This is a genomic window from Pseudomonas sp. ACM7 (assembly GCF_004136015.1).
In the GTDB taxonomy this organism is placed as follows: domain Bacteria; phylum Pseudomonadota; class Gammaproteobacteria; order Pseudomonadales; family Pseudomonadaceae; genus Aquipseudomonas; species Aquipseudomonas frigoris.
Genome location: NZ_CP024866.1, coordinates 4,538,144 through 4,555,753 on the forward strand (window position 1 = coordinate 4,538,144; position 17,610 = coordinate 4,555,753).

Consider the following 17,610-nt stretch of genomic DNA (forward strand, 5'->3'; position numbering starts at 1 on the left):
CTTACCCCGTGTAGGAGCTGTCGAGTGAAACGAGGCTGCGATCTTTTTGCATTCAACACAGAATCAATAGTCATCCCCGCGCTCGGTAATGTCCTTCTCGATCATCGCCGCATCCGGATCTTGCCCCTTGGGGAACTTACCCTTCAAATTCCACGCAAACGCAATAATCTCGGCAATCGTGCGATACAACTCCTGCGGAATACTCTCCCCCAATTCCATCCGCGCCAGCAGTTTCACCAGCTCGGCGTTTTCGTAGATGGGCACTTCATAATCGCGGGCAATCTTCAGAATGGCTTCGGCCAGTGCTTCGTCACCTTTGGCCGTGAGGGTAGGGGCGTGGGTGCCGTCGTACTTGAGCGCGATGGCCTGGCGCGGGGTGTTGGGGTTTTTCATGCGGTTTCGTCGACCCAGCGTTGTTCGAGACGGGTTTGAGGGCCCTGTGGCGGTGTGCCAAGGTGGCAATCGAGATCGCCGACATTCAGGCCGGAGGCCAGCAGGCGCTGACGCAGTTCGGCCAGGTTACTTTCGATCAGGCTGGCGGTGTACGGGCGTTCGGCCCACAGCTGGCTGGACAGGCTGCCTTTGATCAGTTGTGCCTGAATCTGCAGCGGGCCCAAAGGCTCCATGTCGAATGCCAGGTCCACTCGCCACAATTGTTGTTTGGGTTCGCGCTCGTCGCGGCGTTCGTTTTGTTGTTCTTTCTCGGGCGCGTCTTCGCGCTGGAACTTGACCTGCAACGGCACGATGTCCTGCAGATTGCGCATCGGGATTTCCAGTTGCCAGGTGCTCATCAACCGTCCGTCGTCAGTGACGCCGGTCTGTTCCAGGCTCGACAGTTGATGGCTTTGCAGGCGTGAAACAGCCGCTGCGGCCAAACGCAGCAAGTGCTCGAGATCGCCTTCGCCGTCCATGCTTTGTAACAGCCGTTCGGGCAGCGGGAAGCTGGTGGGCTGCGGTTTGGCGCTGACCTGACCGAGCATGCCGAGGGCGCTGCGCACGAAGTTCGGCATGGCCTGGGCCAAAGTGTTGGCGGCAATGATCGCGTTGAGATTGGTGTTGGCCGGCAGGCCTGGCGTCAGTTGTGCGATCAGCTTGAGCAGATCGCCTTTCATGTCCGGGGCCAGCGTCGGGTTCTGACCGCTGAGCAGTTTGGCTTCAAGGAACAGCCCGCTATTGGCCAGTGCCTGGGCCAGCCCCTTTGGCGTGCTGAGTTGTTGAACATCGGGCAGGCCGGCGAGCAACTTGTCGACGGCGGCACGCAGATCACTGGAGGTCTGATTCGAGGACGGCAGGTTTTGCAGGAGCTTGAGCAGGCCATCCAACGAACCCTGGCGACTCTGTTGACTGACCAGTTGTTGGGTCACCGCCAATTGCTCCTGACGACTGCTCAATGGCACGAACTTCAGCGTCTGGGTGTCCTGCACCAGCGCGCTCAGCAAGGTACCGATGCGCAGCGGCGTCGGGCTGTCGATGCTCAGGGTGCTGCCGCTCAACGCGGTGTTGAGCAAGCTCACCATCGAGCGAAACACCGTCGGCTGGCCCGGCACCTGCGGCAACACCTGAGAGGTCAGCACTTTGCCTTGCAGCAGGGTGCCGACGGGCAGTTGCGCCGTGTCGATACGGGTGAGGGTGGCGATGCTGGAGGCGATGGCCTGTTGCACGGTGACGGCCAGATTACCCGCCGACGGCTGGGTGATCGCCAGGCTGGTGCCCTGAGGCAACGGTTGGGTGCTGGTGGCCTGGACCGTGGTCTGACGGCCGCTGTCGAGGGTGACCTTGAGCAACAGTTGAAAGGTCTGATCCGCCTGCTTGAGTGACAGCACTTCGGCCTTGGCGGTCTGGCCCGCAGTGATCAGGCCCTCCATCGGCGTCAGTAACTTCAGCAGGTCGCCACTTACCACCAGCGGCCGCGAAGTCGCGGGCGTGGTCTGCGGTAGCGGGAGGATGTTCATTTCGCCTGTCATACGCGGTCACAACCTGAGGAAATTGCCCTCTTGAACAGGGCGTGTTGACGTTAAATGATGGATCGCGTTGGTGTTGTGAGCGTGCCAGGCAAGGCGCAAGACGCCGGTAAGGGTCGTTTCCTTACCAAGTCTTGCAACGCAGCATGGCATGCTCACAACGCCAACCCGAAGGGCCGCCACCCCGGAAGGCGCAATACGTCGTTATTCGTTACTCATTTGGAATACCAAACTTCGCTCCTCATGCCTAGTCTTGTGCCTTCCGGGGTGGCGGCGCGACCATCATTTAACGTCAACACGCCCTGTTGGGGCATGGCATGTATAATGCCGCCCCGTTGTATCCGGGGCGCTGAAAACATTTCAAATACTTGATCCAGCTCCTTAGAACGGGCCGCCAATGCATTTATCCTGCATATCTTTAACGGCCGCTCCACTGCCGACTTGAACCCAAAAGGCCCGTGATCTCTTGACCAGTCCTGTCCTGCAAACCGTTGCCCTCGCCTGTGAGCGAGACCTTCGGCTGCTCTTCGAAAATCTCGAATTGAGACTGGCCAGTGGCGAAATGTTGCAAATCAGCGGCCCTAACGGCAGCGGCAAAACCAGCCTTTTACGTCTGCTTTGCGGTCTGATGCAGCCGACTGCCGGTCAGGTGCTGCTCAACGGCCAGCCATTGAACGAGCAACGCTTTGAGCTGGCGCGCAACCTGCTGTGGATCGGTCATGCCGCCGGGATCAAGGATCTGCTGACGCCGGAAGAGAATTTGAGCTGGCTCTGCGCCTTGCATCAACCGGCCTCCCATGAGGCGATCTGGCAAGCGCTGACGGCCGTCGGACTGCGCGGTTTCGAGGATGTTCCTTGCCATACGTTGTCTGCCGGGCAGCAACGCCGGGTCGCGTTAGCGCGGCTGTACCTGGAAAGTCCGCCGCTATGGATCCTCGATGAGCCATTCACCGCGCTCGACAAACAAGGCGTGGCGCAACTCGAAGAACACCTGGCCGCACACTGCGAGCGCGGTGGCATGGTGGTCTTGACCACTCACCACACGCTGACCCGGATTCCGGCCGGCTATCGCGACATTGATCTGGGGAACTGGGCCGTATGAGTGTTTTCGGCCTGTTGGTCGCCCGTGAAGCCCGATTGTTGTTCCGCCGTCCGGCGGAGTTGGCCAATCCGCTCGTATTCTTCGCGATCGTCGTTTCCCTGTTCCCGTTGGCGGTCGGACCCGAGTCTCAATTGTTGCAAACCTTGTCTCCGGGACTGGTCTGGGTAGCGGCCCTTTTATCGGTTTTGCTCTCGCTGGACGGGCTTTTCCGCAGTGATTTCGAAGACGGATCGCTTGAACAGTGGGTCCTTTCGTCGCACCCCCTGCCTCTTCTGGTTTTGGCCAAGGTACTGGCACACTGGTCCTTCTCTGGCCTGGCACTGGTTTTGCTCGCTCCATTACTGGCATTGATGCTCGGTTTGCCAACCGCCTGTCTGCCGGTGTTGCTGCTTTCTTTGTTGCTGGGTACACCGGTGCTGAGCCTGCTCGGTGCGGTGGGCGCAGCACTGACGGTGGGATTGAAGCGTGGTGGCCTGTTGCTCGCACTGCTGATTCTGCCGTTGTACATCCCGGTGTTGATTCTTGGTAGTGGCGCCTTGCAGGCGGCATTGCAGGGAATGCCGGCGACCGGTTATCTCTTGTGGCTTGGTAGCCTGACCGCCCTGGCGATAACCCTGACACCTTTTGCAATAGCTGCTGGCCTGAAGATCAGCGTCGGCGAATAATGAGGTCTGGTCAAAATTTGATCAGCAAAGACCCTGGCTCTTCATAGCGAAGAGCAACCGTGATGGAAACAGTAATGAACTGGACTTGGTTTCATAAGCTCGGCTCGCCCAAATGGTTTTACGGCATCAGTGGCAAACTGCTGCCGTGGCTGAGCGTCGCGGCGTTGCTGCTGATCAGCGTTGGTGTAGTGTGGGGCCTGGCCTTCGCGCCGCCGGACTACCAGCAAGGCAACAGCTTTCGCATCATTTATATCCACGTTCCGGCCGCCATGCTGGCCCAGTCCATCTACGTGATGCTGGCGGTGTGCGGCATCGTCGGGCTGGTTTGGAAGATGAAGCTGGCCGACGTCGCCCTGCAATGCGCGGCGCCCATCGGCGCGTGGATGACCGCCGTGGCGCTGGTCACCGGCGCGATCTGGGGCAAACCGACCTGGGGCTCGTGGTGGGTCTGGGATGCACGACTTACGTCCATGCTTATTCTGTTGTTTCTGTACTTCGGTCTTATTGCGCTGGGCAACGCGATCAGCAATCGTGACAGTGCCGCCAAGGCCTGCGCGGTATTGGCGATTGTCGGCGTGATCAACATCCCGATCATCAAATACTCGGTGGAGTGGTGGAACACCCTGCACCAGGGCGCGACGTTCACCCTCACTGAAAAACCGGCGATGCCCGCCGAGATGTGGCTGCCACTGCTGCTGACGGTGCTGGGTTTCTACTGTTTCTTCGGCGCGGTGTTGCTGCTGCGCATGCGCCTTGAAGTGCTCAAGCGCGAAGCCCGCGCCAGTTGGGTCAAGGCCGAAGTGCAGAACAGTCTGGAGGCCGCTCGATGAGTTTTGCTTCATTCGGCGACTTCCTCGCCATGGGCCATCATGCCCTGTATGTCTGGTCAGCCTATGGCATCTGCCTGGCGGTGCTGGCCCTCAACGTGGCGGCGCCGATCCTGGCCCGCAAGCGGTATCTGCAACAAGAGGCGCGTCGTCTGCGCCGGGAGAACGGCAAGTGAATCCGCTGCGCAAAAAGCGTCTTATCATCATTCTCGCGATCCTGGTCGGTGTCGGCGCTGCTGTCGGCCTGGCCCTGAGCGCCCTGCAGCAGAACATCAATCTGTTTTACACCCCGACTCAGATCGCCAACGGCGAAGCCCCGCAAGACACGCGGATCCGCGCTGGCGGCATGGTCGAGAAAGGTTCGCTGCAACGCTCCGGCGATTCGCTGGACGTGAAATTCATCGTCACCGACTTCAATAGATCCGTGACCATCAGCTACCTCGGCATCCTTCCGGACCTGTTCCGCGAAGGGCAGGGCATCGTTGCCCTGGGCAAGATCAACGCCGACGGCGTGGTGGTGGCCGACGAAGTGCTGGCCAAGCACGACGAGAAGTACATGCCGCCGGAAGTGACCAAGGCTTTGAAAGACAGCGGTCAATCTGCTCCAACGCCCGCGAAGGAGGGTTGATCGATGACGTCCGGACTCTTTATTCCTGAACTCGGCCATCTGGCCATGATTCTGGCGCTGTGTTTCGCGCTGGTTCAGGCCATCGTGCCGTTGCTCGGTGCCTGGCGCGGTGACCGCTTGTGGATGAGCCTCGCCCAACCGGCCGCCTGGGGGCAATTCGCGTTTCTGCTGTTCGCCTTCGGTTGCCTGACTTACGCCTTCATGGCCGACGATTTCTCCGTCGCCTACGTTGCCAGCAACTCCAACAGCGCATTGCCGTGGTACTACAAGTTCAGCGCGGTGTGGGGCGCTCACGAAGGGTCGTTGCTGCTGTGGGCGTTGATTCTCGGCGGCTGGACCTTCGCGGTGTCGGTGTTCTCCCGACAATTGCCGCAAGTGATGCTGGCTCGCGTTCTGGCAGTGATGGGCATGATCAGCACGGGTTTCCTGCTGTTCCTGATCCTCACGTCCAACCCGTTTGCACGGATCCTGCCGCAGATTCCTGCGGACGGTCGTGATCTCAACCCACTGCTGCAAGACATCGGCCTGATCGTTCATCCGCCGATGCTGTACATGGGCTATGTCGGTTTCTCCGTGGCCTTCGCTTTCGCCATCGCTGCACTGCTGGGCGGTCGTCTTGATGCGGCGTGGGCTCGCTGGTCCCGTCCGTGGACCATCGTCGCCTGGGCCTTCCTCGGTATCGGCATCACCCTCGGTTCATGGTGGGCGTACTACGAACTCGGCTGGGGCGGCTGGTGGTTCTGGGATCCGGTGGAAAACGCCTCCTTCATGCCATGGCTGGTGGGTACGGCGCTGATTCACTCCTTGGCGGTCACGGAAAAACGTGGCGTGTTCAAGAGCTGGACCGTGTTGCTGGCCATCGCTGCCTTCTCGTTGAGCTTGCTGGGGACCTTCCTCGTACGTTCCGGCGTGCTGACCTCGGTTCACGCCTTTGCGTCCGACCCTGAACGCGGCGTGTTCATCCTGATCTTCCTGCTGTTCGTGGTCGGTGGTTCGCTGACGCTGTTCGCCCTGCGCGCTCCCGTGGTGAAAAGCCACGTCGGCTTCAACCTCTGGTCCCGGGAAACCCTGCTACTGGGTAACAACCTGGTGCTGGTAGTGGCGGCGTCGATGATTCTGCTCGGCACGTTGTATCCGCTGATCCTCGATGCGATGACCGGCGCCAAGCTGTCGGTCGGCCCGCCGTACTTCAACGCACTGTTCATCCCGTTGATGGCCTTGCTGATGATGGTGATGGCAGTCGGCATGCTGGTGCGCTGGAAAGACACTCCGGTCAAATGGCTGTTGAGCATGTTGACCCCGGTGTTGCTCGGCAGCGCCGCGCTGGCCGTGGTAGCCGGTGTCGCTTATGGCGATTTCAATTGGGCGGTGATTGCGACGTTCATGCTCGCGGCCTGGGTGTTGCTGGCCGGTGTGCGTGACATCTTCGACAAGACTCGCCACAAAGGCCTGATCAAAGGTCTGCCGACCCTCACCCGCAGTTATTGGGGCATGCAGGTCGCTCACCTCGGCATCGCCGTGTGTGCCCTCGGCGTCGTGCTGTCGAGCCAGAACAGTGCCGAGCGCGATTTGCGCCTGGCGCCGGGCGAGTCCATGGACCTGGCCGGTTACCACTTCGTGTTCGAAGGCGCCAAACACTTCGAAGGCCCGAACTTTACGTCTGACAAGGGCACCGTACGGGTGATCCGCAACGGCAAGGAAGTCAGCGTGCTGCACCCGGAAAAACGCCTCTACACCGTGCAGAACTCGGTGATGACCGAAGCCGGGATCGACGCCGGTTTCACCCGCGACCTCTACGTCGCACTCGGCGAACCGTTGGGCGACGGCGCTTGGGCCGTTCGCGTCCACGTCAAACCGTTCGTGCGCTGGATCTGGTTCGGTGGGCTGCTCACTGGTTTGGGCGGGTTGCTGGCGGCACTGGATCGCCGTTACCGGGTCAAGGTAAAAAGCCGTGTGCGTGAAGCACTGGGCATGACGGGAGCCACGGCATGAGACGTTGGTTGATGCTGTTGCCACTGGTGATTTTTCTGGTGGTGGCTGTTTTCCTTTATCGCGGGCTCTATCTGGACCCGGCCGAGCTGCCTTCGGCGATGATCAACAAGCCGTTCCCGGAGTTTTCCCTGCCGGCCGTGCAGGGCGACAAGACCCTGACCAAGGCCGACATTCTGGGTAAACCGGCACTGGTCAACGTCTGGGGCACCTGGTGCATTTCCTGCCGGGTCGAGCACCCGGTGCTGAATAAACTGGCCGAGAAGGGCGTGCTGATCTACGGCATCAACTACAAGGACGTCAACGCTGACGCCTTGAAGTGGCTGGTGGAATTCCACAATCCGTACCAGTTGGACATCCGTGACGACGCAGGCACATTGGGTCTGAACCTGGGTGTGTATGGCGCTCCGGAAACCTTCTTCATCGACGCCAAGGGCATCATCCGCGACAAGTTCGTTGGTGTGATCGATGAACAGGTCTGGCGCGAAAAACTGGCGGCCAAGTATCAGGCGCTGGTCGATGAGGCCAAGCCATGAAGCGCTGGATAGCTGCCGCAGTATTGGGTTTGAGCATGGCCGGCGTGGCGCACGCGGCCATCGACACGTATGAGTTCGCCAAAGAAGGCGACCGTGAGCGTTTCCGCGAGCTGACCAAAGAGCTGCGCTGCCCCAAGTGCCAGAATCAGGACATTGCCGATTCCAACGCACCGATCGCCGCCGACCTGCGCAAAGAGATTTTCCGCATGCTCGGCGAGGGCAAGGACAATCAGCAGATCATCGACTTCATGGTCGACCGCTACGGTGATTTCGTCCGCTACAAACCCGCTCTGAACGCCAAGACTGCTTTGCTCTGGTTCGGCCCTGCCGGCCTGCTGCTGGGCGGTTTTGTGATCATCGCCGTGATCGTCCGCCGTCGTCGCGTGCAACGCGCTGACACCAAGGATGAGCTCTCTGCCGAGGAGCGTGAGCGCCTCGACCACCTGTTGGATAAAACCAAGAATGATTGATTTCTGGCTCGCTGCAGGTCTGCTACTTCTGGTTGCCCTGAGTTTTCTGTTGATTCCCGTTCTGCGTGGTCGTCGCGCCCAGCTTGAAGAGGACCGTACGGCCCTGAACGTCGCGCTGTATCAGGAGCGTGTGGCCGAGTTGCAGACTCAGCAGGAAGAGGGCGTTCTCGACGCCGCGCAAATGGACACCGGTCGCGCCGAAGCCGCCCGTGAATTGCTCGCCGACACCGAAGGCGTCGAAGTGCCGCGTGTGTCCCGCCTGGGCAAACCGTGGCCCTTGCTGGCGGCGATTCTGGTACCGGTGCTGGGTCTTGGCCTGTATTTGCATTTTGGGGCGAGCGACAAGGTCGAACTGACCCGTGAATTTTCCCAGGCGCCGCAGTCGATGGAAGAGATGACCCGTCGCCTGGAACGTGCGGTCTCGGCTCAGCCGGATTCGGCCGAAGGTTTGTACTTCCTTGGTCGCACGTACATGGCTCAGGATCGCCCTGGCGATGCGGCGAAGATCTTCGAACGCACGGTGAACCTGGCCGGTCGTCAGCCGGAACTGTTGGGTCAATGGGCGCAGGCCCAGTACTTCGCCGACGGCAAGAAGTGGTCGGACAAGGTTCAGGCCCTGACCGACGAAGCACTGAAAGCCGATCCGAAAGAAGTCACCAGCCTTGGCTTGCTCGGTATTGCTGCCTTTGAAAGCCAGCGTTATCAGGACGCCATCGACTACTGGAATCGCCTGCTGGTGCAACTGCCCCCGGAGGACAGTTCCCGTGCCGCGCTGCAAGGCGGCATCACTCGGGCCACCGAGAAACTCGAAGCCAGCGGCGGCAAGGTGGCCCAGGCGCCCGCCGCCAAGGTGGCGGCACTGCTCAAGGTGCGCGTGGATCTGGCACCAGAGCTCAAAGCCAAGGTTCAGCCGGGCGACAGCGTATTCATCTTCGCCCGCGCCACCGCAGGGCCTCCTGCGCCATTGGCCGCCAAGCGCCTGACCGTGGCCGACTTGCCGGCGACCGTCGAGCTGGGCGATGCCGACGCAATGATGCCGCAGTTGAAACTGTCGAACTTCCCTGAAGTCCAACTGGTTGCGCGCATCTCCCGCGCCGGCAAACCCACTGCCGGCGAATGGATCGGTCGCAGCCAGCCTCTGGCCAGCAGCACCATTGCGCAGCAAACACTGACCATCGACAGCCCGGATAAATGACAGGAAACGCCACTATGACCGCCATCGCTCGTATCACCCTGCTCAGTATGGTTTTGGGGTTAAGTGCTTGTGTGGTCCAACCGCAGCAGCCTGAACGGCTGCCACCGATCCCGCCGTCGCAGCCGCGTCCGACGCCGTCCCCGACACCGACACCGGGCAAGCCGAGCATTCCGGCCAAGCCCGCCAAACCGCTGCCACGCACCTCCGCGAGCTTCGCGCCGCCACCGGGTGGCAACAGCCATTGGGATGCCAAGCTCGGCGTGTACGTACTCGATGATCAGACCAACACCTTCTACCGCCAGCGCACGTACTATCGCTGGGACAACGGCTGGAGCCGGTCGATCAGTCCGAACGGGCCATGGGAAGAGACAGACATCCATGGTGTGCCGGGCGGGTTGGGGCGGCAATTCGGGCAGTAAACAGAAACGGCGATCCTTGGATCGCCGTTTTGCTTTTTGGAGTCTGAAAAGATCGCAGGCTTCGCCAGCTTCTACAGGATCGTTTACGACAAGGACCGGCGGGTGTATGCGGTAAAGGTAGGAGCTGGCGAAGCCTGCGATTTTTTGATCTTGATTGCGTAGCTCAAGGGCGCGGGGTACAGAACACATGCGTCATATACAGCGGTAAAAGAGGATTGCCTCACTCGTATCCTGTCCTTAACGCTTGTGCCTGCTCGGCGAGAAGCGTCATTGCTTGCTCGCTGGCAGTGTCGCGCCGGTTTTTATAGTCCATCAAATCGGCAAAGCGCACACGTCGGTGCTTGCCGGTTTTGTGGTAGGACAACTCGCCGGATTCCAGCAGTTTGATCAGGTGCGGGCGTGAGACGTTAAGCAGGTCGGCGGCTTCCTGGGTGGTCAATTCGGCGTGAACTGGGACCACTTTGACAGCGTTGCCCGTAGCAAGCTCTGCCAGGATGTCGACTAGAAGTCGGAGGGCCGAAGTGGGCAATTCGACGCTATGAGCTTCATTCTGTTCGTCGAAAATCTGGATGTGCTGAGTTTCGAATTGAGTGGCGAGATAGGCCGCCAAGGCGCGCTGCCCCTCGATGGCAGCTTGTACTTCGCGCTCCATAGGCAAGGTGATCGGCGGGTGGATGACAGGCGACATGGCGGTTTCCAATATTCTGAATAATCGAAGCTGGGAGGCTATTCGAATTAATCGAAAATCGCAATAAACGAAATAAACAAAATAATCGAAATATCAGACGTCTTTTGTCAGCAACCCCTGCACATACTCCACAAACGCCCGGGCCTTCGCACTGGCCATCCTGCCCGTAGGAAACACCGCCCAAAGATCCTGATTCGGCAGCGCCCACTCCGTCATAACCTCCCTCACCAAACCACTGGCCAGCTCTGGCGCAAACATCCATTGCGATGCCATGGTCAACCCTTGGTGAGCGAGTACCGCCTCACGTAAACCTTCGGCGGCGTTGACGCGGACTCGCCCGCTGATGATGACTGACTGATCAACTGTCCCGTTGCGGAACTGCCAATTGGCACCGCCACCCAAGGTGTAGACGACTGCTTGATGTTTGCTCAGATCGGCAGGGCAGGTGGGGTCGCCATGTTTTTCGAAATAGGCGGGCGTGCCCAACACCACGCGCCGACACTCGGCGATCTTGCGGGCGGTGAGGCCGGAGTCGCTCAAGGCGCCCATGCGCAGGGCGATGTCGACGCCTTCTTCCACCAGATTGACGTTTCGGTCATCCAGCATCAGGTCGATGTTCAGGTCCGGGTTCTGCTCGAGAAATGTCCCCAGGTGCGGAACGATGTGCAGCCGGCCGAAGGTCACGGCGGCACAGATGCGCAGGTTGCCGCTCAGGCCGCTGGCGGCACCGCGAGCGGCATTGTCAGCCTCATCGGCTTCTTCGATGGCGCGCTTGGAGCGCTCGAAAAACGCCAGGCCCGCCTCGGTCGGCGTCAGACCTCGGGTCGAACGCAACAGCAGCCTGACCGCAAGGCGCGCTTCCAATTGCGCGATGGCTTTCGAGACGGCGGGCTGGCCGATGTTCAGGCGCCGGGCGGCGGCGGAAAACGAACCGGTTTCCACCACGTAGACGAAGGTTTCCATTGCGCCGAGGCGGTCCATCTCAGGTCCTTGTGCAAGTCTGAATAATGTTGAGATCCCCTGTGGGAGCGAGCTTGCTCGCGAAAGCGGACTGTCAGCCTCAACAATGTTGGATGTGCCGCCCCTTTCGCGAGCAAGCTCGCTCCCACAGGGGTTGGTGTTGTTGGTTAAAACGCGGCTTTACCTATCGAGGACCCGCCGTCGACAAACAGAGTTTGCCCGGTGATAAACCCGCTCTGCTCGGACAACAAAAACGCAATCGCCGCAGCGATCTCCTGCGGTTGCCCCAGCCGACCCATCGGCACGCCGGCCAGATACCGCGCCTCACCTTCGCTGCCCGGCGGATTGTTGGCGCGAAACAGTTCGGTTTCAGTTGGCCCCGGGGCCACGGCGTTCACTGTTACGCCGGTTTGCGCCAGTTCCAGCGCCCAGGATCGTGTGAAGTTGATCACCGCCGCTTTGGCCGCCGCATAGGCGGTGCGCTGCGTAATACCCAGCACAGTCAGGCTGGAAATGTTCACCACCCGACCCCAGGCCTTGGCGCGCATGTTCGGCAGCAGTGCCTGAGTAGCCTGCAAAGCCGAATGCAGGTTGACGCGCATCACGTCGTCGAAAGTATCGAGGTCGATTTCGCCCAGCACCTGCGGGCGCACCAGACCGACGTTATTCACCAGCCCGTCGAACTCATAAGTCCTGGCCAGATCCGCCAGCACTTCCTGAGTCAGTGCCCTGTCGCTCAGATCCAGCGGAAACAGGATGCCGGGAAAGCTCAGGTCGGGCGATCGGGCGATTCCGACCACCCGATGACCCGCGCGGTCCAGGTGCTCGGCGACCGCACGGCCGATGCCTTTGCTGGCACCGGTGATGAGAAAGGTACGTCGGGTCATTGCACACTCCTTGAAAGAACATGCCGCGGGTCCGGCGGCATTTGATCGGTTCAGCCGCGAATCGCATCCAGCATCGCGTCAGGCTCAGGACGCTGAGTGTAATCCGGGTTGACCTCGGCGTAACGAACTAGGCTGAGCCAAAGTATTCATTCCTGGGAAGAATGCCGCCGCCCGCAATCACACTCTGTAAAACAACCGAGCGTCGCGTTCCGGATTTTTGTGCTTGAGTAAAGATAACTCTAGGGTTACTTTTGTTTGGGCCTGAGCAAGGAGGCGATTGGTGCAGAGCAGGCTATTGATCAAGGAGTTGGAGGAGGCCGGCTGGATACTGGATCGGATTGCCGGCAGTCATCACCTCTTCAAACACCGATACAACCCGTACACGATACCCGTCCCTCATCCGAAAAAGGATTTGCCGATCGGGACGGTCAAAAGCATCAGGAGGCGAGCCGGGCTGTATTGCCCGGGAGCCAGTTACGCAGGAGATCCATAATGCAATATCCAATCTGTATCGAGTGGGGCGACGAGAACACCGCCATCGGTATTCAGATCCCCGATATTCCAGGCGCCGTAACGGCCGGGGATACGTTTGAAGACGCCTACAACGCGGCGGTCGAGATTGCCCACATCATGCTTCAGGAGATTGCGGCTGATGGGGAGTCGATTCCCATGCCTACATCTGCTGCCGCCCACCGTGGCAATCCGGACTTTGCCGACATGGGCTGGGGAATGCTGGAGCTGGACATCGCGCCGTACATGGGCAAAACCGAGAAGGTCAATGTGACGCTGCCCGGCTATGTGATCCAGCGTATCGATCGTTATGTGCGTGAGCACAATGTCAAAAGCCGCTCTTCATTTCTGGCAGATGCGGCGATGGAGAAGTTGGTTCGGCACTGAATGGTGTCAGTCACACAGCAATTGCAGATCAACCTCGCTCCCGTAGGAGCGAGCGGTGCGGCGGTCCGACTTGCCCGCGATGCTTTTAAAGCTTCACGCCGCCGCCAACGAACGCTTCTCCGAAACACTCAAAAACCGTAATAACGCCAACAGCGGAAACGCGCTACCCACCATCACGATCCACAACCAGCCGCCGTGTTCATACACAGCACTGGCCACCGAAGAACCAAATGCGCCGCCGATGAAGATGCTGGTCATGTACAGCGCATTCAGGCGACTGCGGCTTTTGGCGTCGAGGGCGTAGACCGCGCGTTGGCCGAGGACCATGTTCATTTGTACGCAGAAGTCGAGCACCACGCCGGTGACGGCAAGGCCGATGACGCTGTAGACCGGATGGATGAACGCGGGCAGGAAGCTCAGGCTGGCGAACAGCAGGGCCAGCAGTGAAGCGATGCGGGTGTGGCCGGCATCGGCCAGTCGACCGGCAATGGGGGCGGCGATGGCGCCAATGGCCCCGACCAGGGCGAAGATCGCGATCTGGGTTTGCGACAAGCCATGATTGCGCGCCAGTTCCAGCGGCACGGCGGTCCAGAACAGGCTGAAGGTGGCGAACATGCACCCCTGGTAAAACGCGCGCTGACGCAACACCGGTTGTTGGCGCAACAGGGTCCACAGAGAGCCCAGCAACTGACCATAAGAAGCGCTGTGATCAGGCTGACGCTTGGGAATGGTCAGCGCCAGCACGATGCTGATCGCCGCCATCAACACTGCCGCAATCACAAACATCGCGCGCCAGCCGAAGTGGTCAGCCACCACGCTGGACACCGGTCGCGCCAACAGAATCCCCAGCAGCAAACCGCCCATGATCCCGCCGACCACACGCCCGCGAGACTCTTCCGGTGCCAGATGCGCGGCCAGCGGAATCAGGATTTGCACCGACACCGAACTGAACCCCACCAGCAGCGAGATCAGCAAAAACACATTTGGCTGATCGGTGAACGCAGCGGCTAACAGACTGGCAATTGCCACCACCGTGGTAATGATCATCAAGCGGCGGTTTTCCAGCAGATCGCCCAGCGGCACCAGGAAGAACAGGCCCAACGCGTAACCGATCTGGGTCAGTGAAACGATCAGGCTGGCCATGGTGCTGGTCAGGCCAATGTCCGGCGCGATCAGGCCGATGATCGGTTGGGCGTAGTAAATGTTGGCAACGATGGCGCCGCAGCAGAAGGCAAACAGCAGCACCATGCCTCGGGTCATTGTTGCGGTGCCGTGGGGCACCTGGGTCGCTGGGTTCATAACGGGTCTCGCTGAGCAAAAGAGAATGCGCGCAGGCTAAAGGGCTATCGGAATGGGCAGAAGAGGGTTTGGAGTGATAGCAATCATTCCGTTGCGGAATGAGTGACGGACGTGTGTGATGTCCATCGAGGAGCCTTGCGTCAAAATATCGAGGTCCGATGATACATTCACTTACATCCTGTTCGATAGCGTGCTTATGTTCTGTCCTCACGTTTCATAACCGGAAGGCACTTCCATGAATGCGATGTTTCGTCACGTGGTTCGCGGCGCTTCAGTTGTTACTTTGATCGGCTTGTTCACGGCAGGTCTCGCCCAGGCTGCTGATGCGCCAGGCATGCGCATCGGGGTTCGCGGCGAGATCACCGGGGTCAGCCCCGACGTGCTGAAAGTGCACGTCAATAGTGGTGAAAACGTAGTGATCAACCTGACCAAGGACACCAAAGTCCGCGCCGTCACCCTGGCCAACATCGAAGACATCAAACCCGGAAGTTACATCGGTTCGGCGGCCGTGCCTCAGGAAGACGGCACGCTCAAGGCGCTGGAAGTCCATGTCTTCCCACCGGAGCTGGCTGGTAGCGGTGATGGACATCGGCCGTTCGATCTGGCCAAGGGCAGCAGCATGACCAATGGCCGCGTGGGCGATCTGGTGGTCAGCAACGGCCGGATTTTGACCGTCAACTACAAGGGCGGGCAACAGAAGATTCTGGTGCCGGAGGATGTGCCGATCGTCAATCTGATGCCGGGGGATCGCAGCCTGCTGAAGGTGGGGGTGAAGATCGTGACGTTTGTGACCCAGAGTGCAGACGGGACGCTCACCGCCCAATCCATCTCGGCCGGCAAGGATGGTGTTACACCGCCGATGTAATGGCTGGTGATAACCCCTGTGGGAGCGGGCTTGCTCGCGAAAGCGGTGTGACAGTCAACATCTATGCTGAAGGTTATGACCGCTTCGCGAGCAAGCTCGCTCCCACAGGGGATCTTCATTGGATACAAGTCTTGTGTCTAACCGCGGCCACAAAAAAGGCGACCTTCTCAAGTCGCCTTTTTCATTGGACTCAGGAATTACTGACCGCTGTAGATCTGATCAAAGATCCCGCCATCATTGAAGTGGGTCTTCTGCACAGTCCGCCAGTCACCAAAGGTCTTCTCCACTGACAGGAAATCCACTTTCGGGAAACGATCGGTGTACTTGGCCAACACCGCCGGATCACGCGGACGCAGGTAGTTCGCCGCCGCAATTTCCTGACCTTCCGGCGACCACAGGTACTTCAGGTATTCCTCGGCCGCAGCGCGGGTGCCTTTCTTGTCGACGGTTTTGTCGACCACCGACACTGGCGGCTCGGCTTCGGCGGAAACACTTGGGTAGATCACTTCGAACTGATCACGACCAAACTCACGGGCAATCATTTCCGCTTCGTTTTCGAAGGTCACCAGCACATCACCAATCTGGTTGGTCATGAAGGTCGTAGTGGCGGCGCGGCCACCGGTATCCAGCACCGGCGCTTGTTTGAACAGCTTGCCGACGAAGTCTTTGGCTTTACTTTCGTCGCCACCGTTTTTCAGCACATAACCCCAGGCCGAGAGGTAGGTGTAGCGGCCGTTACCCGACGTTTTCGGGTTTGGCACGATCACCTGTACGCCGTCCTTGAGCAGGTCGGGCCAGTCTTTCAGGGCTTTCGGGTTGCCTTTGCGGACGATGAATACGGTGGCTGAGGTGAATGGCGCGCTGTTGTTCGGCAGGCGGGTGACCCAGTTGTCCGGGACCAGTTTGCCGTTGTCCGCCAGGGCGTTGATGTCGGTAGCCATGTTCATGGTGATGACGTCAGCCGGCAGGCCATCGATCACCGAGCGCGCCTGTTTGCTGGAGCCACCAAAGGACATCTGCAGGGTGATGTTTTCGTTGTGCTCGGCTTGCCAGTGTTTCTGGAAGGCAGTGTTGTAGTCCTTGTAGAAATCACGCATCACGTCGTAGGAAACGTTAAGCAGGGTCGGTGCGGCCTGAGCCATGCTGGTCAGTGCCAGGCCAGCGGCCAGAAGTGAGGCGCCAAAGAGTTTTTTCACTGCGCAGTCCTTGTTCTTTGTAGGAGCTGCCGCAGGCTGCGATCTTTTGATGTTGATTCTTCAAGATCAAAAGATCGCAGCCTGCGGCAGCTCCTACGGGTTAGTTGTCAGTTATCTAAGAGATGTTGCCACTGTTTTGCCAGCGACTATAACGGGGCTCGCATAGTCCTTTAAAGATTAAAAAGTACTTTGCTTATTCCATTTTCTTAAACAATGCATTCCCGCATCGGGAGCAGAACGCCGCCCCATGCTCGTGGTTGTTTTTCTTGCACACAGGGCAGTCATGTTGCAGTTGTTCGCCGCGCATCGCGCTGGCCAGTTCGGCGGTAAAAATCCCCGTAGGTACGGCGATGATCGAGTAACCGGTGATCATCACCAGCGACGAAATCACCTGACCCAGCGGCGTTTTAGGCACGATGTCGCCGAAGCCCACGGTGGTCAGCGTGACGATAGCCCAATAGATGCCTTTGGGAATGCTGGTGAAGCCGTGCTCCGGGCCTTCGATCACGTACATCAGCGTACCGAACACCGTCACCAAGGTGCAGACGCTGACCAGAAACACCACGATCTTCTGCTTGCTGCCGCGCAATGCGGACATCAGATAGTTGGCTTGCTTCAGATACGGGCTGAGTTTGAGCACGCGGAAAATCCGCAGCATCCGAATGATCCGGATGATCAGCAGGTACTGCGCATCGGCGTAGTACAACGCAAGAACGCCGGGCACGATCGCCAGCAAATCCACCAGCCCATAAAAGCTGAACGCATAGCGCAACGGCTTGGGCGAGCAGTACAGCCGCAGGCCGTATTCGATGGCGAAGATGACGGTGAAGCCCCACTCGATGTACGCCAGCACGTTGGCGTAGTTCTGGTGAACCGCATCGATGCTGTCGAGCATCACGATCACAATGCTGGCGAGGATGATCAACAGCAGGGTGCCGTCGAAGCGCCGCCCAGCCACGGTGTCGCTCTGGAAAATCATGACGTAGAGGCGTTGGCGCCAGTTGTTGTTGCATTCCATAAGGTCTT

At 59.4% G+C, this 17,610-nt stretch carries 21 protein-coding genes; 13 read left to right on the top strand and 8 right to left on the bottom strand.

The window, feature by feature from the left end; translation table 11 throughout:
- Window positions 1–63 precede the first annotated feature (63 nt).
- A complete protein-coding gene (locus CUN63_RS21470; protein ID WP_129442219.1) occupies window positions 64–393 on the bottom strand; it encodes an EscU/YscU/HrcU family type III secretion system export apparatus switch protein in 330 nt (109 codons plus the stop codon).
- Window positions 390–1,964, bottom strand: a complete 1,575-nt coding sequence (locus tag CUN63_RS21475) for a flagellar hook-length control protein FliK (RefSeq protein WP_129442221.1) — start codon at window positions 1,962–1,964, stop codon at window positions 390–392. The genes CUN63_RS21470 and CUN63_RS21475 overlap by 4 nt, the downstream gene beginning before the upstream one ends.
- 463 nt (window positions 1,965–2,427) lie before the next feature.
- Here CUN63_RS21475 and ccmA point away from each other — a divergent pair, with 463 nt between their 5' ends.
- The 10 genes from ccmA to CUN63_RS21525 all read left to right on the top strand — a co-directional run bounded on the left by ccmA (window position 2,428) and on the right by CUN63_RS21525 (window position 9,792).
- Window positions 2,428–3,063: a cytochrome c biogenesis heme-transporting ATPase CcmA gene (gene ccmA, locus CUN63_RS21480; protein WP_129442223.1), complete on the top strand. Its 636-nt coding sequence runs from the start codon at window positions 2,428–2,430 to the stop codon at window positions 3,061–3,063.
- Window positions 3,060–3,728: a heme exporter protein CcmB gene (gene ccmB / locus CUN63_RS21485; protein ID WP_008155797.1), complete on the top strand. Its 669-nt coding sequence runs from the start codon at window positions 3,060–3,062 to the stop codon at window positions 3,726–3,728. The genes ccmA and ccmB overlap by 4 nt, the downstream gene beginning before the upstream one ends.
- A gap of 74 nt (window positions 3,729–3,802) precedes the next feature.
- A complete protein-coding gene (locus tag CUN63_RS21490; protein WP_111451896.1) occupies window positions 3,803–4,558 on the top strand; it encodes a heme ABC transporter permease in 756 nt (251 codons plus the stop codon).
- Window positions 4,555–4,731, top strand: coding sequence for a heme exporter protein CcmD (ccmD, locus tag CUN63_RS21495; RefSeq protein ID WP_008145547.1), 177 nt, complete (start codon window positions 4,555–4,557; stop codon window positions 4,729–4,731). The genes CUN63_RS21490 and ccmD overlap by 4 nt, the downstream gene beginning before the upstream one ends.
- The gene (ccmE, locus tag CUN63_RS21500; RefSeq protein ID WP_129442225.1) at window positions 4,728–5,183 is read left to right on the top strand and encodes a cytochrome c maturation protein CcmE; all 456 of its coding nucleotides are present in this window, start codon (window positions 4,728–4,730) and stop codon (window positions 5,181–5,183) included. The genes ccmD and ccmE overlap by 4 nt, the downstream gene beginning before the upstream one ends.
- A gap of 3 nt (window positions 5,184–5,186) precedes the next feature.
- On the top strand, window positions 5,187–7,175 hold the full coding sequence (locus CUN63_RS21505; RefSeq protein WP_129442227.1) for a heme lyase CcmF/NrfE family subunit: 1,989 nt from the start codon (window positions 5,187–5,189) through the stop codon (window positions 7,173–7,175).
- Window positions 7,172–7,708 carry a DsbE family thiol:disulfide interchange protein gene (locus CUN63_RS21510; protein WP_129442229.1) on the top strand — a complete coding sequence of 179 codons (537 nt, stop codon included), beginning with the start codon at window positions 7,172–7,174 and terminating at the stop codon, window positions 7,706–7,708. The genes CUN63_RS21505 and CUN63_RS21510 overlap by 4 nt, the downstream gene beginning before the upstream one ends.
- Window positions 7,705–8,178, top strand: coding sequence for a cytochrome c-type biogenesis protein (locus CUN63_RS21515; protein WP_129442231.1), 474 nt, complete (start codon window positions 7,705–7,707; stop codon window positions 8,176–8,178). The genes CUN63_RS21510 and CUN63_RS21515 overlap by 4 nt, the downstream gene beginning before the upstream one ends.
- Window positions 8,171–9,373 carry a c-type cytochrome biogenesis protein CcmI gene (gene ccmI / locus CUN63_RS21520; protein ID WP_129442233.1) on the top strand — a complete coding sequence of 401 codons (1,203 nt, stop codon included), beginning with the start codon at window positions 8,171–8,173 and terminating at the stop codon, window positions 9,371–9,373. Before CUN63_RS21515 ends, ccmI begins: the two co-directional genes overlap by 8 nt.
- Before the next feature lie 14 nt (window positions 9,374–9,387).
- The gene (locus CUN63_RS21525) at window positions 9,388–9,792 is read left to right on the top strand and encodes a hypothetical protein (protein ID WP_129442235.1); all 405 of its coding nucleotides are present in this window, start codon (window positions 9,388–9,390) and stop codon (window positions 9,790–9,792) included.
- A gap of 220 nt (window positions 9,793–10,012) precedes the next feature.
- Here CUN63_RS21525 and CUN63_RS21530 read toward each other — a convergent pair whose 3' ends face one another.
- The 3 genes from CUN63_RS21530 to CUN63_RS21540 form a co-directional block, all read right to left on the bottom strand.
- A complete protein-coding gene (locus CUN63_RS21530; RefSeq protein ID WP_129442237.1) occupies window positions 10,013–10,480 on the bottom strand; it encodes a helix-turn-helix domain-containing protein in 468 nt (155 codons plus the stop codon).
- A 93-nt stretch (window positions 10,481–10,573) separates the two neighbouring features.
- A complete protein-coding gene (locus CUN63_RS21535; RefSeq protein ID WP_129442239.1) occupies window positions 10,574–11,461 on the bottom strand; it encodes a LysR family transcriptional regulator in 888 nt (295 codons plus the stop codon).
- 146 nt (window positions 11,462–11,607) lie between these two features.
- Entirely contained in the window at window positions 11,608–12,327 is a 720-nt protein-coding gene (locus CUN63_RS21540) for an SDR family oxidoreductase (protein WP_129442241.1), read from the bottom strand.
- A 280-nt stretch (window positions 12,328–12,607) separates the two neighbouring features.
- On the opposite strand from CUN63_RS21540, the gene CUN63_RS21550 reads away from it, so the two are divergent.
- Complete coding sequence (locus tag CUN63_RS21550) at window positions 12,608–12,820, top strand: type II toxin-antitoxin system HicA family toxin (protein ID WP_129442243.1); 213 nt, start codon at window positions 12,608–12,610, stop codon at window positions 12,818–12,820.
- The gene (locus CUN63_RS21555; RefSeq protein ID WP_056742059.1) at window positions 12,820–13,224 is read left to right on the top strand and encodes a type II toxin-antitoxin system HicB family antitoxin; all 405 of its coding nucleotides are present in this window, start codon (window positions 12,820–12,822) and stop codon (window positions 13,222–13,224) included. The genes CUN63_RS21550 and CUN63_RS21555 overlap by 1 nt, the downstream gene beginning before the upstream one ends.
- 93 nt (window positions 13,225–13,317) lie before the next feature.
- Here the strand turns inward: CUN63_RS21555 and CUN63_RS21560 are convergent, their stop codons facing one another.
- Complete coding sequence (locus tag CUN63_RS21560; protein ID WP_129442245.1) at window positions 13,318–14,523, bottom strand: MFS transporter; 1,206 nt, start codon at window positions 14,521–14,523, stop codon at window positions 13,318–13,320.
- 235 nt (window positions 14,524–14,758) lie between these two features.
- On the opposite strand from CUN63_RS21560, the gene CUN63_RS21565 reads away from it, so the two are divergent.
- Complete coding sequence (locus tag CUN63_RS21565) at window positions 14,759–15,388, top strand: hypothetical protein (protein WP_178082667.1); 630 nt, start codon at window positions 14,759–14,761, stop codon at window positions 15,386–15,388.
- Window positions 15,389–15,585: 197 nt separating this feature from the next.
- Here CUN63_RS21565 and CUN63_RS21575 read toward each other — a convergent pair whose 3' ends face one another.
- On the bottom strand, window positions 15,586–16,584 hold the full coding sequence (locus tag CUN63_RS21575; protein ID WP_033056035.1) for a sulfate ABC transporter substrate-binding protein: 999 nt from the start codon (window positions 16,582–16,584) through the stop codon (window positions 15,586–15,588).
- A gap of 193 nt (window positions 16,585–16,777) precedes the next feature.
- Window positions 16,778–17,602, bottom strand: a complete 825-nt coding sequence (locus CUN63_RS21580; protein WP_129442247.1) for an ion transporter — start codon at window positions 17,600–17,602, stop codon at window positions 16,778–16,780.
- Window positions 17,603–17,610: the final 8 nt, after the last annotated feature.

Coding starts and splice junctions, on each gene's coding strand:
- CUN63_RS21470 (WP_129442219.1), bottom strand. CDS start 393: ATGAAAAACCCCAACACCCCGCGCCAGGCCATCGCGCTCAAGTACGAC.
- CUN63_RS21475 (WP_129442221.1), bottom strand. CDS start 1,964: ATGACAGGCGAAATGAACATCCTCCCGCTACCGCAGACCACGCCCGCG.
- ccmB (WP_008155797.1), top strand. CDS start 3,060: ATGAGTGTTTTCGGCCTGTTGGTCGCCCGTGAAGCCCGATTGTTGTTC.
- CUN63_RS21490 (WP_111451896.1), top strand. CDS start 3,803: ATGAACTGGACTTGGTTTCATAAGCTCGGCTCGCCCAAATGGTTTTAC.
- ccmD (WP_008145547.1), top strand. CDS start 4,555: ATGAGTTTTGCTTCATTCGGCGACTTCCTCGCCATGGGCCATCATGCC.
- CUN63_RS21505 (WP_129442227.1), top strand. CDS start 5,187: ATGACGTCCGGACTCTTTATTCCTGAACTCGGCCATCTGGCCATGATT.
- CUN63_RS21510 (WP_129442229.1), top strand. CDS start 7,172: ATGAGACGTTGGTTGATGCTGTTGCCACTGGTGATTTTTCTGGTGGTG.
- CUN63_RS21515 (WP_129442231.1), top strand. CDS start 7,705: ATGAAGCGCTGGATAGCTGCCGCAGTATTGGGTTTGAGCATGGCCGGC.
- ccmI (WP_129442233.1), top strand. CDS start 8,171: ATGATTGATTTCTGGCTCGCTGCAGGTCTGCTACTTCTGGTTGCCCTG.
- CUN63_RS21525 (WP_129442235.1), top strand. CDS start 9,388: ATGACCGCCATCGCTCGTATCACCCTGCTCAGTATGGTTTTGGGGTTA.
- CUN63_RS21530 (WP_129442237.1), bottom strand. CDS start 10,480: ATGTCGCCTGTCATCCACCCGCCGATCACCTTGCCTATGGAGCGCGAA.
- CUN63_RS21535 (WP_129442239.1), bottom strand. CDS start 11,461: ATGGACCGCCTCGGCGCAATGGAAACCTTCGTCTACGTGGTGGAAACC.
- CUN63_RS21540 (WP_129442241.1), bottom strand. CDS start 12,327: ATGACCCGACGTACCTTTCTCATCACCGGTGCCAGCAAAGGCATCGGC.
- CUN63_RS21555 (WP_056742059.1), top strand. CDS start 12,820: ATGCAATATCCAATCTGTATCGAGTGGGGCGACGAGAACACCGCCATC.
- CUN63_RS21560 (WP_129442245.1), bottom strand. CDS start 14,523: ATGAACCCAGCGACCCAGGTGCCCCACGGCACCGCAACAATGACCCGA.
- CUN63_RS21565 (WP_178082667.1), top strand. CDS start 14,759: ATGAATGCGATGTTTCGTCACGTGGTTCGCGGCGCTTCAGTTGTTACT.
- CUN63_RS21580 (WP_129442247.1), bottom strand. CDS start 17,602: ATGGAATGCAACAACAACTGGCGCCAACGCCTCTACGTCATGATTTTC.